Genomic DNA, 21955 nt, shown 5'->3' with positions numbered 1-21955 from the left:
ACTCACCCCGGAGCCGTTCCACCTCCCCCAACCTCATACCGGAGAGGATGCCCACCACCAGCAGAGATCACCCAACGTAACGAAGCACTACTAGGGCCGGTCCGCGCGGCGGAGCGGTGGCGGGTGCGTGATGATGACCGGTGGGCACCTCCACGAACCCCAGAGGATCACTCATGCGCACCACGCCGCTCGCCGTCCCCGCCGCCCTCACCGCACTCCTCCTGCTGGCCGCCTGCGACACCGGGGGCGGCGACGAGGGCGGCGACGGCAAGCGGGAGAGCGCCGCCTGTTCGGTCGACACGGTGAGCATGGAGGTCGGGCCCGCGAGCATCGCGCCGGCCGCCGGGGACACCGGCGAGGTTCCCGTCGGCCTCACCAACCAGAGCGCCACCTGCACCCTGGACGGCTTCCCTGAGGTGCGGCTGGCCGGTGCCGGTGATTCCGCCACCGTCGAGGTGCCGCCGGCCGAGGGCGCCAAGGCCCAGAAGCTGACCCTGGCCAAGGGCGAGTCCGCGTCCTTCACCCTCACCTACGAACGCGGCGCGCCCGGCGACGGCGCCTTCGACGCGGAGAGCCTGCGGGTCGGCCTCTCCGGCACCCGGACCTTCCGCTGGACGTACGGCCCGGTCGCGGCCGACGGGCAGGCCGGCCACAAGATCTCCGTGAGCGCCTATCAGCAGGTGGGCGACTAGAACTCCCGGGGAAGGCGCGGATGTGCCCCGACCTGGGCGTCGTCCGCCGCGCGGGCGCCCTCCTCCCAGCCCGCCGCGTCGCTCACCCCGCGCAGCCGGGTGGTCGTCGTCTCCGGGAACAGGCGGTCCGTCCGCTCGGTGACCGCCACCGCGCGGGAGGCGAGCACCGGGAGCAGATCGTCGCTCACCTGGGTCTCGGCGACGGCCGCGAGACGTGTCCCCACGCGGTGCGCGTAGGCGGCGAGGAAGGACTGCCGGAAGGTCTTGGTCCGCTTGCGTCCGCCCGCGCGCTGTGCGGCCTCCGCCCTGGTCATCGCCGTGGTGGCCTGCACGAGCAGTGAGGTGTAGAGGAGTTCCACCGCCTCCAGGTCGGAGGCGAAGCCGACCACGGTGGAGAAGCCGAGCGGTTCGTTCCACACGGCCCGGCAGTGGTTCGCGCCGGCGACCGCGTCCAGCAGCACCGCCTTGGCCTGCTCGTACGGCGGCTCCACCCCGATCCGGCAGGCACCCGGCACCTGGGCCGAGGGCTCCCGCGCGGCGAGCAGCGCCTCGTCGACGCTGTGCCGCGCCATCAGCTCCTGCGCCTTGGCGCTGAGCGCCTCCGCCTCGTCCGGGAACCCCGTCGCCTCCGCCTTGGCCAGCAGCGCGCGGATGCGGCCGAGCACACGGGACTCCGGCCGCCGGTCCGACGGGCCGGGGGCGGCGGCCGTCTCGTCGAGGGGTTCGAGGGCGGGCAGGCGCAGCAGCAGGCGGTACAGCTCCAGGACGGCCACGGCGTACGAGAAACGGTCACCGCGCGGGGCGTCGTCCGCTCCGATCGCGTCCAGCTGGGCCTTCCAGCGAGGTCCGCGCGGCCGGTCGTCGCGCGGTGCCTGCGCGCGGATCAGCGCGGAGACGAGCCGCACGTGGACGTCGTCCAGCTCGCGCCGGACGATCCGTACGACGTCGGCGGGCTGCCAGCCGCGCCGCCAGGCGGTCGCCACGAACTCCTCGCCACGCCGGGCAAGTTCGGTGTCGGCCGCCGGATCGGCGGCGAGCAGGGACGCGCCGGTGTCGAGGGCGGTGTCGCCGGTGTCGTAGAGGGCGGCCCGGAAGGCCCGGTCGACGGTGCTGGACGTACTCACGGGCCGATCGTGCCATGTCCCGGAGATTCACCCGGAAGTGTCAACCTCGGGTTGACACCCCCTGACTGTCAACCTACGGTTGACACATGACGACGAACCCCGCCATCAAGTCATCCGTACGTCTCGACGACCTCATCGCGGCCATCAAGAAGGTCCACGAGGAACCCCTGGAACAGCTCCAGGACGCGGTGCTCGCCGGTGAGCACCTCGGCGACGTAGCCGACCACCTGATCGGCCACTTCGTGGACCAGGCCCGGCGTTCGGGCGCCTCCTGGACGGACATCGGCAAGAGCATGGGCGTCACCCGGCAGGCGGCCCAGAAGCGCTTCGTGCCGAAGGAGGGCAACGACCTCGACCCCAGCCAGGGCTTCGACCGCTACACGCCCCGTGCCCGCAACACGATCATGGCCGCGCACAACGAGGCCCAGGCCGCGCACAACGCGGAGCTCCTGCCCGCCCACCTGGTCCTGGGTCTGCTGGCCGAGCCCCAGGGGCTCGCCGTGAAGGCGATCGCCGAACAGGGCGTCACGGTGGACGCGGTCCGCGAGGCCGCCCGCGCGGCGCTCGCGCCGGCCGCCGAGGACGCCCCCGAGCTGGTGCCGTTCGACCCGGCGGCCAAGAAGGTCCTGGAACTCACCTTCCGCGAGGCCCTCCGCCTCGGCCACAACTACATCGGCACCGAGCACATCCTGCTCGCCCTGCTGGAGCACGAGAACGGCGAGGGCCTCCTCAGCGGCCTCGGCGTCACCAAGGACGCCACCGAGCGGTACGTCGCCGAGACGCTGGCGCAGTACGTCGAGACCCGGACGGAGGACGAGCCCGGCCAGGAAGGCTGACCGGGGGCGTTGTCAGACCCCCCTGCCACACTCGCGGCATGACCGACCGGTGGGCACTCGCTCCGGCCGAGGACGGTGGCGTGGACGTCGCCCCCCTCGGCCCGGACGGGCTGCCCGCCGGTCCGGTGCTGCGGGAGGCGGACCCCGCCGAGGCCGTACGGAGCCGTCCCGGTGTCACGCGGTGGGTGTGGCGGTCCACCGCGGAGGTCTACCCGCGCCTGCTCGCCACGGGGGTGCGAGTGGAGCGGGCCTACGACATCGAGGCCGCCGAGACGCTCCTGCTCGGCCACGAGGGGCGGTACGGGGAGCCCCGTTCGGCGGCGGCGGCGCTGGCCCGGCTACGCGGCGGCCCCGTACCGCCCGACCCGCCGCAGCGCCACGCCGAACCGGGCGCCCAGTCCTCCCTCTTCGAGCCCCAGGGCGTCCGGCTGCCGCTGACGGACCTCCTCACGGTCTACGCCGAGCAGCAGCGGCGGACCGGCCGGGCCGAGCACCCGGACCGGATGCGGCTGCTGACGGCCGCCGAGTCGGCGGGAACGCTGGTGGCCGCCGAGATGAACCGCGCGGGACTGCCCTGGCGGGCGGACGTGCACCGCGCGGTGCTGCACGACCTGCTCGGCGAGCGGTACGCGGGCGGCGGCGAGCCACGCCGGCTCGCCGAGCTGGCCGACGAGGTGTCCGCCGCCTTCGGCCGCCGGGTCCGGCCCGACCTGCCCGCCGATGTGGTGAAGGCCTTCGCGCGGGCCGGCGTCAAGATCACCTCGACCCGCCGCTGGGAGATCGAGTCCGTCGACCACCCGGCCGTCGGACCGCTGCTCGAGTACAAGAAGCTGTACCGGATCTGGGTCGCCCACGGCTGGTCCTGGCTCCAGGACTGGGTGCGCGACGGCCGCTTCCGGCCCGAGTTCCTCGCGGGCGGGACGGTGACCGGCCGCTGGGTCACCAACGGCGGGGGCGCCCTGCAGATCCCCAAGGTGATCCGCCGCGCCGCGGTCGCCGACCCCGGCTGGCGGCTCGTCGTCGCCGACGCCGACCAGATGGAACCGCGCGTCCTGGCGGCGATCTCCCGCGACCCCGGACTGATGGAGGTGGCCGGCCGGGAGAGCGACCTGTACCAGTCGGTGTCCGACCGCGCCTTCTCCGGCGACCGCGCCCAGGCCAAGCTCGCCGTCCTCGGCGCGGTCTACGGCCAGACCTCCGGCGACGGCCTGAAGAACCTCGCCGCGCTCCGCCGCCGCTTCCCCAGGGCGGTGGCCTACGTCGACGAGGCCGCCCGCGCGGGCGAGGAGGGCCGGCTCGTACGGACCTGGCTGGGCCGCACCTGCCCGCCGGCCGCCCGTACGACGGACGACGCGGTGGAGGAGGCGGGCATCCCGGCCGCGGAGGAGGACGCCACCGATGGAGGCCGCCCCTGGGGGCCGGGCTACGCCTCTACCGACGCCCGCGCCCGTGGCCGCTTCGCCCGCAACTTCGTCGTCCAGGGCAGCGCCGCCGACTGGGCCCTGCTGCTGCTCGCCGCGCTGCGGCGGACCCTGAGCGGCATGGCGGCCGAACTGGTCTTCTTCCAGCACGACGAGGTGATCGTGCACTGTCCCGAGGAGGAGGCGGAGACGGTGGTGGCGGCGATCCGGGAAGCCGCGGACCTGGCCGGCCGGCTGACCTTCGGGGAGACACCGGTGCGGTTCCCGTTCACGACGGCGGTGGTGGAGTGCTACGCGGACGCCAAGTGACCGGACCGCCGGCCGACCCCTCGTCGTCCTGCCCGCCGGGTCAGACGACCGGTGGCCGTCCGAGCCGGGTGAGCCGCCACACCGTCCGCCAGCTCATGGCCCGCCGCTCCCCGGCCGGCTCCCGCAGCCCTTCCACGAACCCGCCGAACCAGGCCCGCAACCCACTGGCCGACCGGTTCCGCACCAGGGTGAGCAGCATCCACACCCCGAGGTGGACGGGGACGAGCACGAGCGGGAGCCGCCGCCGGGCCAGCCACACCCGGTTGCGGGCGTTCACCCGGTAGTAGATGGCGTGCCGGGCGGGGGAGGTCTTCGGGTGCTGGAGCAGCAGTTCGGGCGCGTAGAGGATCCGCCACCCGGCGTCGACGGCCCGCCAGGCGAGGTCGGTCTCCTCGTGCGCGAAGAAGAACGCGGCGGGCCAGTCGCCGATCCCGTCCAGCATCGCCATCCGCAGCGCGTGCCCGCCGCCGAGGAACCCGGTGACGTACCCGCCGCGCCTCGGATCCGACTTCCCGACCCGTGGCACATGCCGCTGCTGGGTCTCCCCCAGCTCGTCGGCGATCCGGAAGCCGACGATCCCGAGCCGCTCGTCGGCGGCGTACAACTCCCCCACGCGGCGCAGCACATCGGCGTCGACGAGCAGCCCGTCGTCGTCCAGCTCGACGACGACGTCCACGTCCCCGAACTCCCGCAGCCGCGCGATCGCCGCGTTCCGCCCGCCGGGGCAGCCGAGGTTCTCCTCCAGTTCCACGGTGGTGACCTCGCCGGGGAGCGACAGCCGCCGGGCGAACTCGGGCAGCGGGCAGCCGTTGCCCACGACGACGATCCGTGCGGGCGGGAGGTCCTGCTTCGCCACGGACTCCAGCAACGCGTCCACCTCGGCGGGCCGGTTCCCCATGGTCACCACGGCGACGGCGATCCTCGGCGTCTCCACGTCCTCACCTCACCATCCCGGCCGACGACTGCGTTCGCGATGCTAGCCGTTCATGCCATGGCCTCCCGCGGTAGGCCGGGCGGTGACGTTGTTCAGGAGGGCTTGACCACGGAGACGACGGACCAGCGCTGCTCGCCCGTCCCCGAGCCGCACCGCGCCACCTGGAGCCTGGCGTCGTTCCCGGCGGAACTGCCGCCGACCACGCTCATGCACAGGTTGCTCGCGGCGTTGCGGATCCAGTAACCCCCCGACCGCGGGTCCAGCCACCAGAGCTGGTTGTCCGCGGCCGGCCTGCAGTGGTACTCGGTGACCTTGGTCCCGGCCGCGACACTGCCGTAGTGGGGCAGGTCCATGCACAACCCGTCCTTGCGGTTCCTGATGACGAACAGGCTCGCTCCGCCGGGCCCGCCGTTCGAATCGGCCACCTCCAGATCCCAGAGCTGGTTGTCCTTGGTGGTGGGCCGGCAGTTGAACTGGCTCACCGGGCCGTCGACCGACCCCTTCTCGAAGTAGGGCAGATCGGCGCACTTGCCGGTCGCGACGTTCTTCAGTTGCGCGTTGACGCGGGTGGAGAGGGCGTTGGCCAGTTGCCGGGCGGTGATCGCGGGGGGCTTGTCGGCCTTCGGTTCCTCGGCCTTGTCATCGTCCTTCTTCTCGGTGCCGGACGAGGGCGCGGCCTTCACCTCGGCCGAACGGGACGGCGAAGGACCGGACTTGGGCTCGGACTCGGACTCGGACTCGGAGCCGGAGTCGGCCGGTGAGCCGGACGCGGACTCGGACTCGGCTCCGCTCGGCGACACCGAGGGCGACGGGGGCGCGGCCCGGTAGTCGGCGGCCGGGATGTCGTCGGACGTACCGGGGTCGAGCGTCGTTCCGCCGACGGGAGCCGTCTCGACCGTACGGTCCTCTTCACGGGTGAGGCCGAGCACCAGGAGAGGTACGCAGATCAGCACCGCCCCCACGATGGCGGCGGCGGCCACCATGGGCCCGCGCAGCCGCCCCGGCGCCGTCTCGTCCGCATCCGCGTCCGCGTTCCCGTCCGCTCTGGCGTTCCCCTCCGCTCTCGCGCCGTCGCCGTTCCCGGCCGCGACCACACCGGCCGCGGCCTCGGCTTCCGCTCCATCGGGCTCCGCGGCCTGCCGCTGCTGCTGCTGTTGCTGCTGTTGCTGCTGTTGCTGCTGCTCCTGCTCCTGCTGCCGTCCCTCCTCGGCAGCGGAGACGGTCGGCTCGGCAGCGGAGGCGGAGGCAGGAGCGGGATCAGGTCTGCGCGGTCTCAGATCCGCGCCGGGATCATTGCCCGGCGCGGGCACGGAAACCGCACGGCGGACGGCCACGGCCGGCGTCGCCTCGCCGGCCGGAGGTTCGTGCTGGCGTGGCATAAACGCTGCTCCTCACTCATGACATCCCACCCGGCCCCGTCGATCACAGGCGCGTACCAAGGGCTCGAAACTCACGCAACCCACTCTGGATCACGGTTGGTTGCGTCCGAACCTCGATCGGGTGAACGTAGGACGACACAGGCCGGCGAGCGCTCCGCACTCACGGGTCAGGCTTAGGACCGCGACGCCGGCAGCCGTACCGGCAAGAAACAAAAAACCGCAGGTCATAAACATGACCTGCGGTTTGTGATGGAGCCGCCTTCGGGATTCGAACCCGAGACCTACGCATTACGAGTGCGTTGCTCTGGCCATCTGAGCTAAGGCGGCGCGCTGCGCACCATGGTGCGATCAGCAACGTCGGTAAGTCTACACAGTTTCCGGGGGTGCTTCGCACCGGCCCCGGAGGCGGGCCGGAGCGTACGCCTCCGGGGATGGTCGTACCGGCTATGAGCAGCGCTTTCCGTCCTTCGGCGGGGTGCCGTCGAGCAGGTAGGCGTTGATCGCGGAGTCGATGCAGGCGCTGCCCCGGCCGTAGGCGGTGTGGCCGTCGCCCTCGTAGGTGAGGAGGCGGGCCGAGGAGAGCTGGCCGGCCAGGGCCTCGGCCCAGCGGTACGGGGTGGCCGGGTCCCGGGTGGTGCCGACGACGACGATCGGGGCCGCGCCCTTCGCCTCGATGCGCTGCGCCTCGCCCGTGGCCCGTACCGGCCAGTACGCGCAGTTCAGTGAGGCCCAGGCGAGGCCCTCGCCGAACACCGGGGACGCCTTCTCGAAGGCGGGCAGCGCCTTTTGCACCTCGTCCGGGGAGTCGAAGGCGGGCGGGAGGTCGAGGCAGTTCACGGCCGCGTTGGCGAACATCAGGTTGCTGTAGTCGCCGTTCGCGTCACGTTCGTAGTAGCTGTCGGAGAGGAGGAGGAGTCCTGCGCCGTCGTTCTCCTTCATCGCGGCCGTCAGCGCCTCGCGCAGTTGCTGCCAGGCGCCCTCGTCGTACATCGCGGCGATCACGCCGATCGTCGCGAGCGACTCGGTGAGCCTGCGGCCGTCGGCGTCACCGGTGGGGATCGGACGGGCGTCGAGCTTCTCGAAGAACGCCTTGAGGTTCTCGCCCACCTGCTCGGGGGCGGTGCCCCGGCCGCCGAGCGGGCAGTCGCTCTGCCGCACGCAGTCCTCGGCGAAGGCGGTGAACGCCGTGTCGAAGCCCTCCGTCTGTTCCAGGTTGAGCCGGCGCGCGGGCAGCGAGGGGTCCATCGCGCCGTCCAGGACGAGCCGGCCCGCCCGGTCCGGGAACAGGCCGGCGTAGGTCGCGCCGAGGAAGGTGCCGTACGAGGCGCCGACGAAGTTCAGCTTCTCGTCGCCCAGCGCGGCCCGGACGACGTCCATGTCCCGGGCCGCCTCGACGGTGGACACATGGCTCAGCAGCTTCGGTGCGTCCGCCCCGCAGCCCTCGGCGAACTTCTTGTACGACGCGACCAGCGCGCCGGTCTCCTTCGCGTCGTCCGGTGTGATGTCCGTCCGGGTGAACGCGTCCATCCCGGCCCCGTCCAGGCACTCGACGGGTTCGCTGCGGGCGACGCCCCGCGGGTCGACGGCCACCATGTCGTAGCGGGCGCGCACGTCGGCCGGGTAGCCGATCCCGGCGTACGCCTGGACGTAGCCGATCGCCGAGCCGCCCGGGCCGCCCGGGTTCACCAGCAGTGAGCCCAGCCGCTTTCCCGGGCCGGTGGCCTTCTTGCGGGTGAGGGCGAGGCGCACGTCACCGGCCGCCGGTTCGGCGTAGTCGAGCGGGACCTTCAGCGTGGCGCACTGGAAACCGGGGACCCCGCAGTCGCGCCAGGCCGGTTTCTGCTCGTAGTACGGCGTGAGGGCCTTGGGCGTGGAGCGGGGCAGGGGGGCGAGGGCTGCCGCCGCCTCCCCCGCCGCCGCACTGGCCGTGCTCGGGCTGTTCCCCGAGGAGCAGCCCGAGACCAGCAGCGCGGCGGCGGCGAGCAGAGCGACTCCGGTTCCGGTACGGGTCCCGCGGTGGGTGCGCCTTGTGTGCATACCGCGAGCGTAACCGTGTGCGACGGAATGGGTGCACAGTGCGCACGCCGTGCCTCGTACGAGTTACCGCGTCGAGCCACTGAGCGGATGCCCCCGGTCAGCCCGCTCTGAGGGCCATCGTCATCGCCTCCACCGCGAGCAGCGGGGCCACGTTGCGGTCCAGGGCCCTGCCGCACGCCGCGATCGCCTCGATGCGGCGGAGCGTGGACTCCGGGGAGCTGCCGCGGGCCATGCGCTCCAGTACGTCCTCGGCGTCACCGTTGGCGATGGCGACGCGGGAGCCGAGCTGGAGGGCGAGGACGTCGCGGTAGAAGCCGGTCAGGTCGCTCAGGGCGATGTCGAGGGTGTTGCGCTGGGTGCGCGTCTTGCGACGCTTCTGATTGGCCTCCAGATCCTTGATGACGCCTGCCGTGCCACGTGGCAGCCGGCCGCCTTGGGCCGCGCCCAGGGCCTCCCTCAGCTCCTCGGTCTCCTTGGCGTCCATCTCCTTGGCGAGCTGCTCGGCGTCCTCCGCCGCCGTGTCGACCAGTTCCTGGGCCGCCTTGAGCGCGCCGCCGACGTCCTCGACCCGCAAAGGCAGCTTCAGCACGGAGGCACGGCGTGCGCGGGCGGCGGGGTCGGTGGCCAGGCGGCGGGCACGGTCGACGTCGCCCTGGGTGGCGCGGGCGACGGTGGCGGCGACGTCCGGTTCGATGCCTTCGCGTCGTACGAGCATGTCGGCGACGGCCTCCACCGACGGCGTGCGCAGGTTCAGGTGGCGGCAGCGGGAGCGGATCGTGGGCAGGACGTCCTCGACGGACGGGGCGCACAGCAGCCAGACCGTGCGCGAGGCGGGCTCCTCGACGGCCTTGAGGACGGCGTTGGCGGACTTCTCGTTCAGCCGCTCGGCGTCCTCGACGAGGATCACCTGCCAGCGACCGTTCGCCGGAGCCGTGTACGACATGCGGACGGTGTCGCGCATGTCCTCGGCACGGATCACAGCTCCCACGGCGGCGACCGTCGTGACATCCGCGTGGGTGCCGATCAGCGCGGTGTGGCAGCCGTCGCAGAAGCCGCAGCCGGGGGCTCCGCCGAGGGCGCGGTCGGGGCTGACGCACTGGAGCGCGGCGGCGAAGGCCCGCGCCGCCTGGTTGCGTCCCGCGCCGGGCGGGCCCGTGAACAGCCAGGCGTGCGTCATCCTCGACGTCTCCGGCGGGGGTGCGTCGGCCGCCGCGGCGGTGACGAGCGCGTCGGCGTCGCGGGCGGCGCCGTCGAGCCGCTCGCTCACCCGCTCCTGCCCGACGAGGTCGTCCCACACGGTCATGGGTCAGCCCGTCCTTCCGTCACGTCTGCCTTACCGGATCCATTGTGCGGGTGGGCACTGACAACGCCCGCGCCTGCGGACCGGCCGGTCAGCGCCGGCGCCCCCGGCGACCGTCCTCCTCGTCGTCCTCGCCGTCGCGGGGGCCCAGCAGCTCGTCGGCCAGCGTCGGCAGGTCGTCCAGCGGGGTCTCCTCGGCCCAGTCCGAACGCCGCCGGCGGGGCTCGTCGGGGTCGATCCGGGGCAGTTCACGCGTACGGTCGTCGGGCCCGTCGGCTCCCTCGGGACCGCTCGCCGGACGCTCGTCCCGGAAGTAGCCCGGCGGCACCCGGTCCTCGGCCCCCCTCCCGTCCTCCCGCACCGGAGGCAGCACCGCCGTCTCGTCCGCCGCGCCCGGCGGAACCGGCGGCTTCGGCAGCTCGGCCGTCACCTCGGCGTCGGACACCCCGGACCGGCCGTCGGACCGCCGCCCGGCGTCCTCCTCCGGCACCCGGGGCAGCACGGCGGTCTCGTCGACCGGTCCGCCCGACGCGTTCGTCGGCGTCACCACCGGCGTCGGCACGGTCGCCGCCTCGTCGACCGCTCGCCGGCCTGCGGCATCGGGGACGGCCGTCGTCTTCGGTCCCGCCTCCGCCGCGGCCGCCGCCTGCTCGGCCAGCCGCCGGGCCTGCTCCGCGCGCAGCAGCGCCTCCTCGGCCTTGCGCTGCTTCTCCAGGCGCAGCGCCTCGGCCTCGGCGCGCAGCCGCGCCTCCTCCTCGGCCTGCTTGCGGCGGCGTTCCTCCTCCGCCTTGCGGCGGGCCTCCTCCTCGGCGCGCGCCTTCTCCTCGGCGAGCAGCCGCTGCCGCTCCTCCTCCGCGCGCCGGCGTGCTTCCTCGGCCCGCTGCCGGGCCTCCTCCGCCTGCCGTTCCGCCTCGCGCCGCTGAGCCTCCTCCAGCTCGCGCCGCTTGCGCTCCTCCTCCTCGGCGCGCAGCCGCGCGAGCTGCTCCTCGCGCTCGCGCTCCAGGCGCTCTTCCTCGGCCTTGCGGGCCGCCTCCTCCTCCGCCTTGCGGCGGGCCTCCTCCTCGGCCTTGCGGCGTGCTTCCTCGCGGGCCCGGATCTCGGCCTCGGACAGCGGCAGCACCTGGTCGAGCCGGTGCCGGATCACGGTGGTGACCGCCTCCGGTTCCTGGCCGGCGTCGACCACCAGGTAGCGGCCGGGGTCGGCGGCGGCCAGGGTGAGGAAACCGGCCCGCACGCGCGCGTGGAACTCGGCGGGCTCCGACTCCAGCCGGTCCGGCGCCTCGGTGAAGCGTTCCCGCGCGGTCTCCGGGGCCACGTCCAGCAGCACCGTCAGATTCGGGACCAGACCGTCGGTCGCCCAGCGGTTGATGCGGGCGATCTCGGTCGGCGACAGATCACGCCCGGCGCCCTGGTAGGCGACGGAGGAGTCGATGTACCGGTCGGTGATGACGACGGCGCCGCGCTCCAGGGCGGGCCGTACGACGGTGTCGATGTGCTCCGCGCGGTCGGCGGCGTACAGCAGCGCCTCCGCGCGGTGCGAGAGTCCGGCGCTGGAGACGTCCAGCAGGATGGAGCGCAGCCGCTTGCCGACCGGGGTCGCCCCGGGTTCGCGGGTGAGCACGACCTCGTGGCCCTTGGCCCTGATCCACTCGGCGAGGGCCTCGGCCTGGGTGGACTTCCCGGCGCCGTCGCCGCCCTCCAGAGCGATGAAGAAGCCGGAGGCGGCGGGCGTCTGGTCCGGGTCGGCGCCGCCGAGCAGCGCGTCGCGCAGGTCCTGCCGCAGCGGGACACCGGAGCGGTCGTCGACCTTGGCCAGCACCAGTGCGGCCACCGGCAGCAACAGCGCGCCGACCAGCATCAGCGTGAAGGCGGCGCCGCCGTGCGCGAAGACGAACCGGCCGTTCTCCAGCCGGTGCGGCCCGATGGCCGCGGCGACCAGCGGGGCGATCACCGCGCCGAGCGCCACGAAGACCCGGACCACCGCGTGCAGGTGCTCGGTCGTACGGGCCCGCCGCTGGTCCTCGGCCTCCTGGTCGAGCAGCGTGTGCCCGGTGTTGGCGGCGAGTCCCGCGCCGACGCCGGCCAGCGCCATGATCAGCACCACGCTGGTGACGTCCGGGACGAGTCCGGCGGCCAGCAGCGCGACGCCCGTGAAGGCGAGGGCGAGCGCGAGCAGCCGGCGCCGGGACAGGGCCGGCAGCAGGGCGGGCGCCGTACGGATGCCGACGACGACACCGCCGGTCAGCGCGCCCACCAGCAGGCCGTACAGCACGGGGCCGCCGCCCAGGTCCTTGGCGTGCAGCACCGACACGGCGACGGCGGCCGACACGGCGGCGGCGACGGACGCGGACGCGAGCACCAGCAGCGGCATCGCGCCGGTGCGGCCCTTGTCGGAGCCGGTGGCGCTCTTCGGGCGGCGCAGTCCTTCCAGCGGCGACCGTGCGCGCGGGGTGCGGGCGCCGGGCAGTTCCAGGAAGGTCAGGACGGACAGCGACGCGGCGAACAGTCCGGCCGCGACGTACGAGGCGAGGGCCGCCCGGTGTTCGCCGAACCAGTCGATCCCGGTGCCGAGCAGGTTGTTCAACAGGGCCGCGACGACGAGCGTGACGGCCGCGAGCGGTATCGCCACGAAGCCCGTGCGCAGCGACAGCCGGCGCAGCGCGTCCATGTGGTCGGGCAGCGGGCGCACGGTCGCGCCCTCCGGGGGCGGGGCGGGCAGCAGGGCGGGCGCGGCGCTCTCCCGGCACACCGTCCAGAACCGCTCGGCGACTCCGGTCACGAAGGCGGTGACGAGGAGCACGGCCAGCGCGTTCTCGGGCGTCCAGTCGATCCACAGCGGCGCCACGATGAGCAGCGCGGCCCGCAGCCCGTCCGCGCCGACCATGGTCCAGCGGCGGTCCAGCGGCCCGTCCTGCGAGGTGAGCGACGTGAGCGGGCCGAGGAGTACGGCGCCGAACAGCAGCGTCGCCAGGATGCGTACCCCGAAAACGGTCGCCACTGCGAACGCCACGCCCCGGTAGCCGCCGCCGAAGGACCCCTCGGCGACCGCCGCCTGGAGGGCCAGGAGGACCAGCACCAGAAGGGCGAGGACGTCACCGACCCCGCCCACGAGCTGCGCGCTCCACAGCCGTTTCAGCTGGGGTCGGCGCAGCAGGGCGCGGACGGCACGCTCGCGGGAGTCCGCGACGAGGGCGTCGTCGGGGTTCGGTCGAGGGGCCGTTGGCTGCTCGGCTCGCGTCATGCGTTCAGCCTATCGGCCCGCGCCGACAGCTCGGCGCGACGCGCCTGACATGCACACACCCCGACGCCGAAGTGCCGTCGGGGCGTTCGCATTCCGAACGCCGGGCGAAGACCGCCCGGCGTGACCGGGGAAGAGGTCAGTCCTCCGCGCCGTTCGAGGCGGTCGCCTTCTTGGCGGCGGTCTTCTTCGCGGTCGTGGTCTTCTTCGCCGCGGTCTTCTTGGCGGCCGCCGTCTTCTTCGCCGGCGCCTTCTTGGCCGCCGTCTTCTTGGTGGTGGCCTTCTTCGCCGTCTTCTTGGCGGGGCCCTTCGCCCGCTTCTCGGCGAGCAGCTCGAAACCGCGCTCCGGGGTGATCGTCTCGACGCTGTCGCCGGAGCGCAGCGTCGCGTTGGTCTCCCCGTCGGTGACGTACGGCCCGAAGCGGCCGTCCTTCACCACGACCGGCTTCTCGCTGACCGGGTCGGTGCCCAGCTCCTTCAGCGGCGGCTTGGCCGCGGCCCGGCCACGCTGCTTGGGCTGGGCGTAGATCGCCAGCGCCTCCTCCAGCGTGATCGTGAAGAGCTGCTCCTCGGACTGCAGCGACCGCGAGTCGGTGCCCTTCTTCAGATACGGCCCGTAGCGGCCGTTCTGCGCGGTGATCTCCTGGCCCTCGGCGTCCGCGCCGACCACGCGCGGCAGCGACATCAGCTTCAGCGCGTCGTCGAGCGTGACCGTGTCCAGGGACATCGACTTGAAGAGGGAGGCGGTACGCGGCTTGACCGCGTTCTTGCCGGTCTTCGGGGTGCCCTCGGGGAGGACCTCCGTGACGTACGGGCCGTAGCGGCCGTCCTTGGCGACGATCGTGTGACCGGTCGCCGGGTCGGCGCCCAGCTCGAAGTCGCCGCTCGGCTTGGCGAGCAGCTCCTCGGCGAGCTCGACGGTCAGCTCGTCGGGCGCCAGGTCCGTGGGGATGTCGGCGCGCTGGTGCTGCTCGGTGTCCTTCTCGCCGCGCTCGATGTACGGGCCGTAGCGCCCGACCCGCAGCACGATGCCGTTGCCCACCGGGAACGACGACACCTCGCGCGCGTCGATCGCGCCCAGGTCGGTCACCAGCTCCTTGAGACCGCCGAGGTGGTCCCCGTCGCCGTTGCCGGCGTCGGCCGCGTCGCCGTTGCTCGCGCCCTCGCCGAAGTAGAACCGCTTCAGCCACGGCACCGCGCGCGCCTCGCCCCGCGCGATGCGGTCGAGGTCGTCCTCCATCCGGGCGGTGAAGTCGTAGTCGACGAGCCGGCCGAAGTGCTTCTCCAGCAGGTTGACCACGGCGAAGGAGAGGAAGGACGGCACCAGGGCCGTGCCCTTCTTGAACACGTAGCCGCGGTCGAGGATCGTGCCGATGATCGACGCGTACGTCGACGGACGGCCGATCTCCCGCTCCTCCAGCTCCTTGACCAGCGACGCCTCGGTGTAGCGGGCCGGGGGCTTGGTGGCGTGCCCGTCGACCGTGATCTCCTCGGCGGTGAGGGCGTCGCCCTCGGCGACCTGCGGCAGCCGGCGCTCGCGGTCGTCGAGCTCGGCGTTCGGGTCGTCGGCGCCTTCCACGTACGCCTTCAGGAAGCCGTGGAAGGTGATCGTCTTGCCGGACGCGCTGAACTCGACGTCCCGGCCGTCGGCCGCCGTGCCGCCGATCCTCACGGTGACGGAGTTGCCGGTGGCGTCCTTCATCTGCGAGGCGACGGTCCGCTTCCAGATCAGCTCGTACAGCTTGAACTGGTCGCCGGTCAGACCGGTCTCGGCGGGCGTGCGGAAACGGTCGCCCGAGGGGCGGATCGCCTCGTGCGCCTCCTGCGCGTTCTTGACCTTGCCCGCGTAGGTGCGCGGCTGCGGGGGCAGGTAGTCGGCGCCGTACAGCTGCGTGACCTGGGCGCGGGCGGCGGCGACCGCCGTCTCGCTCAGGGTCGTCGAGTCCGTACGCATGTAAGTGATGTAGCCGTTCTCGTACAGCTTCTGGGCGACCTGCATGGTCGCCTTGGCGCCGAAGCCGAGCTTCCTCGACGCCTCCTGCTGCATCGTCGTCGTACGGAACGGGGCGTACGGCGAGCGGCGGTACGGCTTGGACTCGACGGAGCGCACGGCGAACCGCGTGTTCTCCAGGGCGGCGGCCAGGGCGCGGGCGTTGGCCTCGTCGAGGTGGAGGGTGTTCGCGCTCTTGAGCTGTCCCAGGGAGTCGAAGTCGCGGCCCTGCGCGACCCGCCGCCCGTCGACCGTCTGGAGGCGTGCGACCAGCGACGACGGGTCCGACGCGTCACCCGCGCGGCCCGTCGCGAAGGTGCCGGTCAGGTCCCAGTACTCGGCGGAGCGGAACGCCATGCGCTCGCGTTCCCGCTCCACCACGAGCCGGGTGGCGACGGACTGGACGCGGCCGGCGGACAGCCGGGGCATGACCTTCTTCCACAGGACCGGCGAGACCTCGTAGCCGTAGAGGCGGTCGAGGATGCGGCGGGTCTCCTGGGCGTCGACCAGCTTCTGGTTGAGCTGGCGCGGGTTGGCCACGGCCGCGCGGATCGCGTCCTTGGTGATCTCGTGGAAGACCATCCGCTTGACCGGGATCTTCGGCTTGAGCACTTCCTGCAGGTGCCAGGCGATGGCCTCGCCCTCGCGGTCCTCATCGGTGGCGAGGAAGAGTTCGTCGGACTCCTTCAGCAGGTCCTTGAGCTTCTTGACCTGGGCCCGCTTGTCCGCGTTGACCACATAGATCGGCTGGAAGTCGTGGTCGACGTCCACACCGAGGCGGCGGACCTCACCGGTGTACTTCTCCGGCACCTCGGCGGCACCGTTGGGAAGATCGCGAATGTGCCCGACGCTCGCCTCGACGATGTAGCCGGGGCCGAGGTAGCCCTTGATCGTCTTCGCCTTGGCAGGCGACTCGACGATGACGAGTCGGCGGCCGCCCTTCGCGGTCTCGCTGGTCGGGGACAACTTCGCTCTTCTCTCCGGTCGACGCTTGGGGCTCCCCAGGCGGTCTCCCCGGGGTCGGGTCATGGTGACGCTGCGGAGTGTGACGGTACATCCCGCCCCCGTGTCAAACGGGAAAAGCCCGCAACGGCCACTCGAACGGTAACCCGACTACCACCGTTCCTGCCGCCCGGAGTGTCCAGACTCCGCCCGCGCCCATGCGGAGCGCGATCTACCGGTTACCGGGAGCTGCCAGGGTTTCGCGCTCCTCACAGGCGGGTCAGGCACCATGCGCCGAGGGCCAGGGAGATCATCGCGGCCAGTCCCGCGACGGTGGCCGATGCGACGGGGCTCACACCCTGGGCGACGGGGCGGTGCTGCCGCGCGCGGGTCACGGTCCAGGCCAGCAATCCGCCTCCGAACAGGCAGAACACCATCCCCGCGAAGATCGCCGGTCCGCTCTCCATGGTCGCCCGATGCCCTCTTTCCCGTCCGCCGCTACCGGCCTCGGGGGGAGGCTGCCACGCCCGGGCGGCGGGCAGACGAATCGGAGGTGAACGGGAGGGCTACGGGCCTGATCAAGTGTCCGGAAACCGGCCCGGGGGCCCTTTCACGGAAATTCCGGATCGATGTGAAAGGACCGGGCGGCGGCTGTGACCGGCGTGAAGGGCGCGGCAGAAGACAGTGACGTGACTCATGAGGCGACCCGCCGAGGTGCCTCATGAGACCGCCCGCCCGTGAGCCCGCCGAGGTGCCCATGGGACGGCCCGCCCGTGAGCCCGCCGCCGCTCGTGTCAGCCGACGGGCTCCAGGAACCCCTGCTCCACCAGCAGCCGGATCTGGGCCGGTGTGCGGTCGCGCAGCAGCACGGGGTCCTCGCCGAGGAGCTGGGCGATGGCGTCCAGGATCCGGCCCGCGCCCATGGTGCCGTCGCACACGCCCGCGAAGCCCGCGCCGATCGTGTCCACCTTGGTGGCCCGGCGCATCCCGCGGTTCTGCCGCAGCACGACGTGCTCCGGGTCCTCGGCACCGGGCAGCCCGACCTGCTCCTGCACCACCTCGGCGGCCAGCGCGAAGCGCGCTTCGAGGAGCGCCGCGTCGTCGTGCGTCCGCAGGTAGTCGAGCCGGTCGAAGTGCGCCCGGACCGTCTCGCCGAGCGGCTGCTCGACCGGGTGCGGCCACTCCTCCACGGTGATCGACTCCGCGGCGGAGCCCGACTTGCGCAGGGCGATCCAGCCGAAGCCGACCGCCTTCACCTTGCGCGCCTCGAACTCGTCCAGCCACGCGTCGTACCGCGCCCGGTACTCGGCCTCGTCACCGCGGTGGTCGCCCGCGTCCCGCAGCCACAGCTCGGCGTACTGGGTGATGTCCTGCACCTCGCGCTGCACGATCCAGGCGTCGCACCCGCGGGGCACCCACGACCTGAGTCTGTCCTGCCAGTCCTCCCCCTCGACGTGCTGCCAGTTGGCGAGGAACTGCGCGAACCCGCCCTCGTTCAGCCGTTCCCCCGCCTCCTGAACGATCGTGCGGCACAGATCGTCCCCGCCCATCCCGCCGTCGCGGTAGGTGAGCCGGGCGCCCGGCGAGATCACGAAGGGCGGGTTGGACACGATCAGGTCGTACGTCTCGTCGGCCCGGACCGGCGTGAACAGCGAGCCCTCGCGCAGGTCGGCGGCCGGGACCCCGGAGAGGGCCAGGGTGAGCGCGGTGATGTGCAGGGCGCGCGGGTTGACGTCGGTGGCCGTCACGCGCGTGGCGTGCCGGGCGGCGTGCAGCGCCTGGATGCCGGAGCCGGTGCCGACGTCGAGCGCGGAGGCCACGGGTGTACGGACGGTGATGCCGGCCAGGGTCGTGGACGCCCCGCCGACGCCGAGCACGACGCCCTCGTCGCGGCTGCCGATGCCCCCGGCGCCGCCGACCGCGCACCCGAGGTCGGACACGATGAACCAGTCCTCGCCGCCCGGCCCGCCGTACGGCCGCACGTCCACGGTCGCGGTGAGTTCGTCCGCGCCGGCGCGCGTCAGCCATCCGCTCTCCAGGCAGACGTCCACGGGCAGTACGCCGGCCACGCGCGCGTGCGGCACGGGCTGCTGCAGCAGGAACAGCCGTACGAGCATCTCCAGCGGCGTGTCCCCGCGGGTGGCCCTCAGGGCGGGCACGGTCTCGCTGCGGGCCAGTGCCGCGTAGGCGGGGGCGCCGAGCAGGTCGAGCAGTCCGTCGGCGGTGAAGGAGGCTCCGAGCAGCGCGTCCCGCAGCCGGGCGGCGGCTTCGGGACGGTCGGACGAGGGCAGGGGCGGCAGGCTGGCGTCACTCACGCCCTCCATTGTGGCCGCCGCCCCCACCCGGCGCGTCCCGCGGCGTCAGCTCTTGGTGGCCCCCGCCGTCGCGGTGGCCGTCTGGCAGCTCGCCTGCCGGGACATGGCCTCGCCGACCTCGCCCTCCTCCAGCGCGCTGAGGGCGTCGCTGCCGCTCTTGCCGAGCTTGTCCAGCTCGGCGGCGATGTCCTTCAGCCCGTCGGCGAACTCCGCCTGGTCGTCCGTGTCGAGGCCGTCGACCTGCTTCTTCAGCGAGGCGTACGACGCGGAGATGTCGTTGAGTTCCTTGACCGCGTCCGTCTGCTTCTTCTCCCCGTTCTCGACGTCCGGCGCCCCGGCCTTGTCCACGGCGGCGCCGATCGCCTTGTAGGCGTCGGACATGTCCTGGAAGGCCTTCGAGTCGGCCTTCTGGACCTCTTCCGGCGTGCTGTTGTCCGAGGTCTCCTTCTGGATCGCGGCGTTGGCCGACTTGATCTTGGCGGCCTGCGGCTTCACCGCGTCGCAGACCTGCTTCGCCCAGGCGTCCAGCTTCTCGTTGTCGTCGTCGCCGCCGCATCCCGTCAGCGCCAGTACCAGTACCGCACCGCCGGACAGTGCGGCCGCGAGCTTCTTGTTCACCGGATTGGTCCCTTCCATGGCCTTCGGCCCCGGAACATACACGCCAGATGGCCTACACCCACCCGTCGGACGTCCGGTAAGGAACTTTTGAAGCCATTTGCACCACGCGAGAGAAGGCTCACGGCATGGGCCTCGCACGCGGGGTGCGGGCGGGTGACGCGTCAATACGCGCCGCCCGCCCGCACCTTGATCCGGTGTCCGCCGCCCGGCTCTAGGAAACCACCGCCGGATCGGCCGACTTGGGCTCCGGCTCGGGGTCGTCCTCGTCCTCCACCGCGATGCCGCGCCGCTTGGACACGTACACCGCGCCGACTATGACGAGCAGCGCCAGGACCGCGATGAGCACCCGCATCCCGACGCTCTCGTCCGCGCCGTAGGAGAACTTGATGACCGCGGGCGCGATGAGCAGCGCCACCAGGTTCATCACCTTCAGCAGGGGGTTGATCGCGGGTCCGGCGGTGTCCTTGAAGGGGTCGCCGACGGTGTCGCCGATGACGGTGGCCGCATGGGCCTCGCTGCCCTTGCCGCCGTGGTGGCCGTCCTCGACGAGTTTCTTCGCGTTGTCCCAGGCGCCACCGGAGTTGGCGAGGAACACCGCCATCAGGGTGCCCGCGCCGATCGCGCCCGCGAGGAAGGCGCCCAGGGCACCGACGCCGAGCGTGAACCCGATGAAGATGGGCGCCATCACGGCGAGCAGTCCGGGCGTGGCGAGCTCGCGCAGGGCGTCCTTGGTGCAGATGTCGACGACCTTGCCGTACTCCGGCTCCTCGCTGTGGTCCATGATCCCGGGCCGCTCGCGGAACTGCCGCCGCACCTCGTAGACCACCGAACCCGCCGACCGGGACACCGCGTTGATCGCCAGCCCCGAGAAGAGGAAGACGACCGCCGCGCCCGCGATCAGGCCGACGAGGTTGTTGGGCTGGGAGATGTCCATCATCAGGCTCATCGGCGCGCCCTCACCGCTGAGCCGCTCGCCCACGTCTCTCGCGCCGGTGGTGATGGCGTCCCGGTACGAGCCGAACAGCGCCGCCGCCGCCAGTACGGCCGTGGCGATCGCGATGCCCTTGGTGATGGCCTTGGTGGTGTTGCCGACCGCGTCCAGGTTGGTGAGCACCTGGGCGCCCGCGCCCTCCACGTCGCCGGACATCTCGGCGATGCCCTGCGCGTTGTCGGAGACCGGGCCGAAGGTGTCCATCGCGACGATCACGCCGACCGTGGTGAGCAGTCCGGTGCCGGCCAGCGCCACCGCGAACAGCGCCAGCATGATCGACGTACCGCCGAGCAGGAACGCCCCGTACACGCCGAGGCCGATCAACAGGGCGGTGTAGACGGCGGATTCGAGACCGATGGAGATACCGGAGAGGACGACGGTGGCCGGGCCGGTGAGCGAGGTCTTGCCGATGTCCCGCACGGGGCGCCGGGTGGTCTCGGTGAAGTAGCCGGTGAGCTGCTGGATGAGGGCGGCGAGCACGATGCCGATGGCCACCGCGACGAGCGCGAGGATCCGCGGGTCGCCGTCCTTGCCCAGGATCGCCTCGTCGGTGACGCCGTCGAGATCGGCGTACGACGACGGCAGGTAGACGAACACGGCGATCGCGACCAGGACGAGCGAGATCAGCGCGGAGATGAAGAACCCCCGGTTGATCGCGCTCATGCCGCTGCGGTCGGCGCGCCTCGGGGCCACCGCGAAGATGCCGGCCATCGCGGTGAGGACACCGATGGCGGGCACCAGCAGCGGGAAGGCGAGCCCGGCGTCGCCGAACGCCGCCGAGCCCAGGATCAGCGCGGCCACCAGGGTCACGGCGTACGACTCGAACAGGTCGGCCGCCATGCCCGCGCAGTCGCCGACGTTGTCGCCCACGTTGTCGGCGATGGTCGCGGCATTGCGCGGATCGTCCTCCGGAATGCCCTGCTCGACCTTGCCGACCAGGTCGGCGCCGACGTCGGCGGCCTTGGTGAAGATGCCGCCGCCGACCCGCATGAACATCGCGATCAGCGCGGCCCCGAGACCGAACCCCTCGAGCACCTTCGGGGCGTCGGCCGCGTACACCAGCACCACGCAGGAGGCGCCCAGCAGGCCGAGGCCGACGGTGAACATGCCGACGACGCCGCCCGTACGGAAAGCGATCTTCATCGCTTTGTGCGAGACGGCGGTGAGATCCTTTTCCGGCTCACCCTCGGCCGGAGTCGCTTCGCGCGCCGCCGCGGCGACCCGCACATTGCTGCGCACGGCGAGCCACATACCGATATAGCCGGTGGCCGCCGAGAACGCCGCTCCGATCAAGAAGAACACCGACCGTCCGGCACGCTGATTCCAGTCGTCCGCGGGCAGCAGCATGAGCAGGAAGAACACGACCACGGCGAATACGCCGAGGGTGCGCAACTGGCGGGCCAGATAGGCGTTCGCGCCCTCCTGGACCGCCGCCGCGATCTTCTTCATGCTGTCGGTGCCCTCGCCGGCCGCGAGGACCTGGCGCACCAGGACCCCGGCGACCACCAGCGCCGCCAGCGCGACGACGCCGATGACCACCACGAGCAGGCGGTTGTCGTCGGTCAGCACGGCGGCTGCGAGGGATGTGGACTGGCCCGACTCTTGTATGAGGGAAAGCCCCGCCATTCGTCCTCCTTGACGCTTGGGCTGAGCTCAAGATGTGGACGGGATTGTAGGTACCGGAAGCCGATCAAAACAGAGCGCGTGAAATGTAAATGTCCCGTACGAGCTCTTCCCTAATGATCGCCGGCGATCGCCGACCGGAAATCGGTAATGCCTTTGGAGCATTCATGTGATCGCATTTTTCATGGCGCGGCCGGTCGTGAACG

The 21955-nt window shown here is 72.4% G+C and carries 14 protein-coding genes and 1 tRNA gene; 3 read left to right on the top strand and 12 right to left on the bottom strand.

What is annotated here, in order from left to right:
* Positions 1-173 precede the first annotated feature (173 nt).
* Positions 174-692: a DUF4232 domain-containing protein gene (locus tag ACZ62B_RS36175; protein ID WP_344567292.1), complete on the top strand. Its 519-nt coding sequence runs from the start codon at positions 174-176 to the stop codon at positions 690-692.
* On the opposite strand, the gene ACZ62B_RS36170 is transcribed toward ACZ62B_RS36175, so the two are convergent.
* Positions 689-1816: a DUF2786 domain-containing protein gene (locus tag ACZ62B_RS36170; RefSeq protein ID WP_469693670.1), complete on the bottom strand. Its 1128-nt coding sequence runs from the start codon at positions 1814-1816 to the stop codon at positions 689-691. The two genes, ACZ62B_RS36175 and ACZ62B_RS36170, sit on opposite strands and share 4 nt — an antisense overlap.
* A gap of 86 nt (positions 1817-1902) precedes the next feature.
* Here ACZ62B_RS36170 and ACZ62B_RS36165 point away from each other — a divergent pair, with 86 nt between their 5' ends.
* Together ACZ62B_RS36165 and ACZ62B_RS36160 are read left to right on the top strand one after the other, a co-directional pair.
* Positions 1903-2652: a Clp protease N-terminal domain-containing protein gene (locus ACZ62B_RS36165; RefSeq protein ID WP_344567296.1), complete on the top strand. Its 750-nt coding sequence runs from the start codon at positions 1903-1905 to the stop codon at positions 2650-2652.
* Positions 2653-2690: 38 nt separating this feature from the next.
* A complete protein-coding gene (locus tag ACZ62B_RS36160) occupies positions 2691-4382 on the top strand; it encodes a bifunctional 3'-5' exonuclease/DNA polymerase (protein WP_468883028.1) in 1692 nt (563 codons plus the stop codon).
* A 40-nt stretch (positions 4383-4422) separates the two neighbouring features.
* On the opposite strand, the gene ACZ62B_RS36155 is transcribed toward ACZ62B_RS36160, so the two are convergent.
* The 11 genes from ACZ62B_RS36155 to ACZ62B_RS36105 all read right to left on the bottom strand — a co-directional run bounded on the left by ACZ62B_RS36155 (position 4423) and on the right by ACZ62B_RS36105 (position 21752).
* Complete coding sequence (locus ACZ62B_RS36155) at positions 4423-5316, bottom strand: glycosyltransferase family 2 protein (RefSeq protein ID WP_468721786.1); 894 nt, start codon at positions 5314-5316, stop codon at positions 4423-4425.
* A 92-nt stretch (positions 5317-5408) separates the two neighbouring features.
* On the bottom strand, positions 5409-6695 hold the full coding sequence (locus ACZ62B_RS36150; protein ID WP_469693669.1) for an RICIN domain-containing protein: 1287 nt from the start codon (positions 6693-6695) through the stop codon (positions 5409-5411).
* Between the two features lie 250 nt (positions 6696-6945).
* Positions 6946-7022: transfer RNA gene (locus ACZ62B_RS36145), tRNA-Thr, on the bottom strand.
* A gap of 117 nt (positions 7023-7139) precedes the next feature.
* Complete coding sequence (locus ACZ62B_RS36140) at positions 7140-8732, bottom strand: alpha/beta hydrolase (protein WP_468883031.1); 1593 nt, start codon at positions 8730-8732, stop codon at positions 7140-7142.
* 97 nt (positions 8733-8829) lie between these two features.
* Positions 8830-10035, bottom strand: a complete 1206-nt coding sequence (locus ACZ62B_RS36135) for a DNA polymerase III subunit delta' (RefSeq protein WP_344567305.1) — start codon at positions 10033-10035, stop codon at positions 8830-8832.
* An 88-nt stretch (positions 10036-10123) separates the two neighbouring features.
* Complete coding sequence (tmk, locus tag ACZ62B_RS36130) at positions 10124-13273, bottom strand: dTMP kinase (protein WP_469693667.1); 3150 nt, start codon at positions 13271-13273, stop codon at positions 10124-10126.
* A 136-nt stretch (positions 13274-13409) separates the two neighbouring features.
* Positions 13410-16226 (bottom strand): type I DNA topoisomerase, encoded by a 2817-nt coding sequence (topA, locus tag ACZ62B_RS36125; protein WP_344567309.1) that lies wholly within the window; start codon positions 16224-16226, stop codon positions 13410-13412.
* 245 nt (positions 16227-16471) lie between these two features.
* Entirely contained in the window at positions 16472-16669 is a 198-nt protein-coding gene (locus ACZ62B_RS36120; RefSeq protein WP_344567311.1) for a hypothetical protein, read from the bottom strand.
* Positions 16670-16996: 327 nt separating this feature from the next.
* A complete protein-coding gene (locus tag ACZ62B_RS36115) occupies positions 16997-18526 on the bottom strand; it encodes a DUF7059 domain-containing protein (protein WP_468883037.1) in 1530 nt (509 codons plus the stop codon).
* A gap of 36 nt (positions 18527-18562) precedes the next feature.
* The gene (locus ACZ62B_RS36110; RefSeq protein ID WP_344567315.1) at positions 18563-19153 is read right to left on the bottom strand and encodes a small secreted protein; all 591 of its coding nucleotides are present in this window, start codon (positions 19151-19153) and stop codon (positions 18563-18565) included.
* Positions 19154-19346: 193 nt separating this feature from the next.
* Positions 19347-21752, bottom strand: coding sequence for a sodium-translocating pyrophosphatase (locus ACZ62B_RS36105; RefSeq protein WP_344567316.1), 2406 nt, complete (start codon positions 21750-21752; stop codon positions 19347-19349).
* Positions 21753-21955 lie beyond the last annotated feature (203 nt).

This window comes from Streptomyces sp. NPDC053426 (assembly GCF_055585405.1).
The sequence above is the reverse complement of the archived record's forward strand: the minus strand, read 5'-3'. Positions and strand labels throughout refer to the sequence as shown.

Coding starts and splice junctions, on each gene's coding strand:
- ACZ62B_RS36175 (WP_344567292.1), top strand. CDS start 174: ATGCGCACCACGCCGCTCGCCGTCCCCGCCGCCCTCACCGCACTCCTC.
- ACZ62B_RS36140 (WP_468883031.1), bottom strand. CDS start 8,732: ATGCACACAAGGCGCACCCACCGCGGGACCCGTACCGGAACCGGAGTC.
- ACZ62B_RS36115 (WP_468883037.1), bottom strand. CDS start 18,526: ATGGAGGGCGTGAGTGACGCCAGCCTGCCGCCCCTGCCCTCGTCCGAC.
- ACZ62B_RS36105 (WP_344567316.1), bottom strand. CDS start 21,752: ATGGCGGGGCTTTCCCTCATACAAGAGTCGGGCCAGTCCACATCCCTC.
- ACZ62B_RS36160 (WP_468883028.1), top strand. CDS start 2,691: ATGACCGACCGGTGGGCACTCGCTCCGGCCGAGGACGGTGGCGTGGAC.
- tmk (WP_469693667.1), bottom strand. CDS start 13,273: ATGACGCGAGCCGAGCAGCCAACGGCCCCTCGACCGAACCCCGACGAC.
- ACZ62B_RS36120 (WP_344567311.1), bottom strand. CDS start 16,669: ATGGAGAGCGGACCGGCGATCTTCGCGGGGATGGTGTTCTGCCTGTTC.
- ACZ62B_RS36135 (WP_344567305.1), bottom strand. CDS start 10,035: ATGACCGTGTGGGACGACCTCGTCGGGCAGGAGCGGGTGAGCGAGCGG.
- ACZ62B_RS36165 (WP_344567296.1), top strand. CDS start 1,903: ATGACGACGAACCCCGCCATCAAGTCATCCGTACGTCTCGACGACCTC.
- ACZ62B_RS36110 (WP_344567315.1), bottom strand. CDS start 19,153: ATGGAAGGGACCAATCCGGTGAACAAGAAGCTCGCGGCCGCACTGTCC.
- ACZ62B_RS36150 (WP_469693669.1), bottom strand. CDS start 6,695: ATGCCACGCCAGCACGAACCTCCGGCCGGCGAGGCGACGCCGGCCGTG.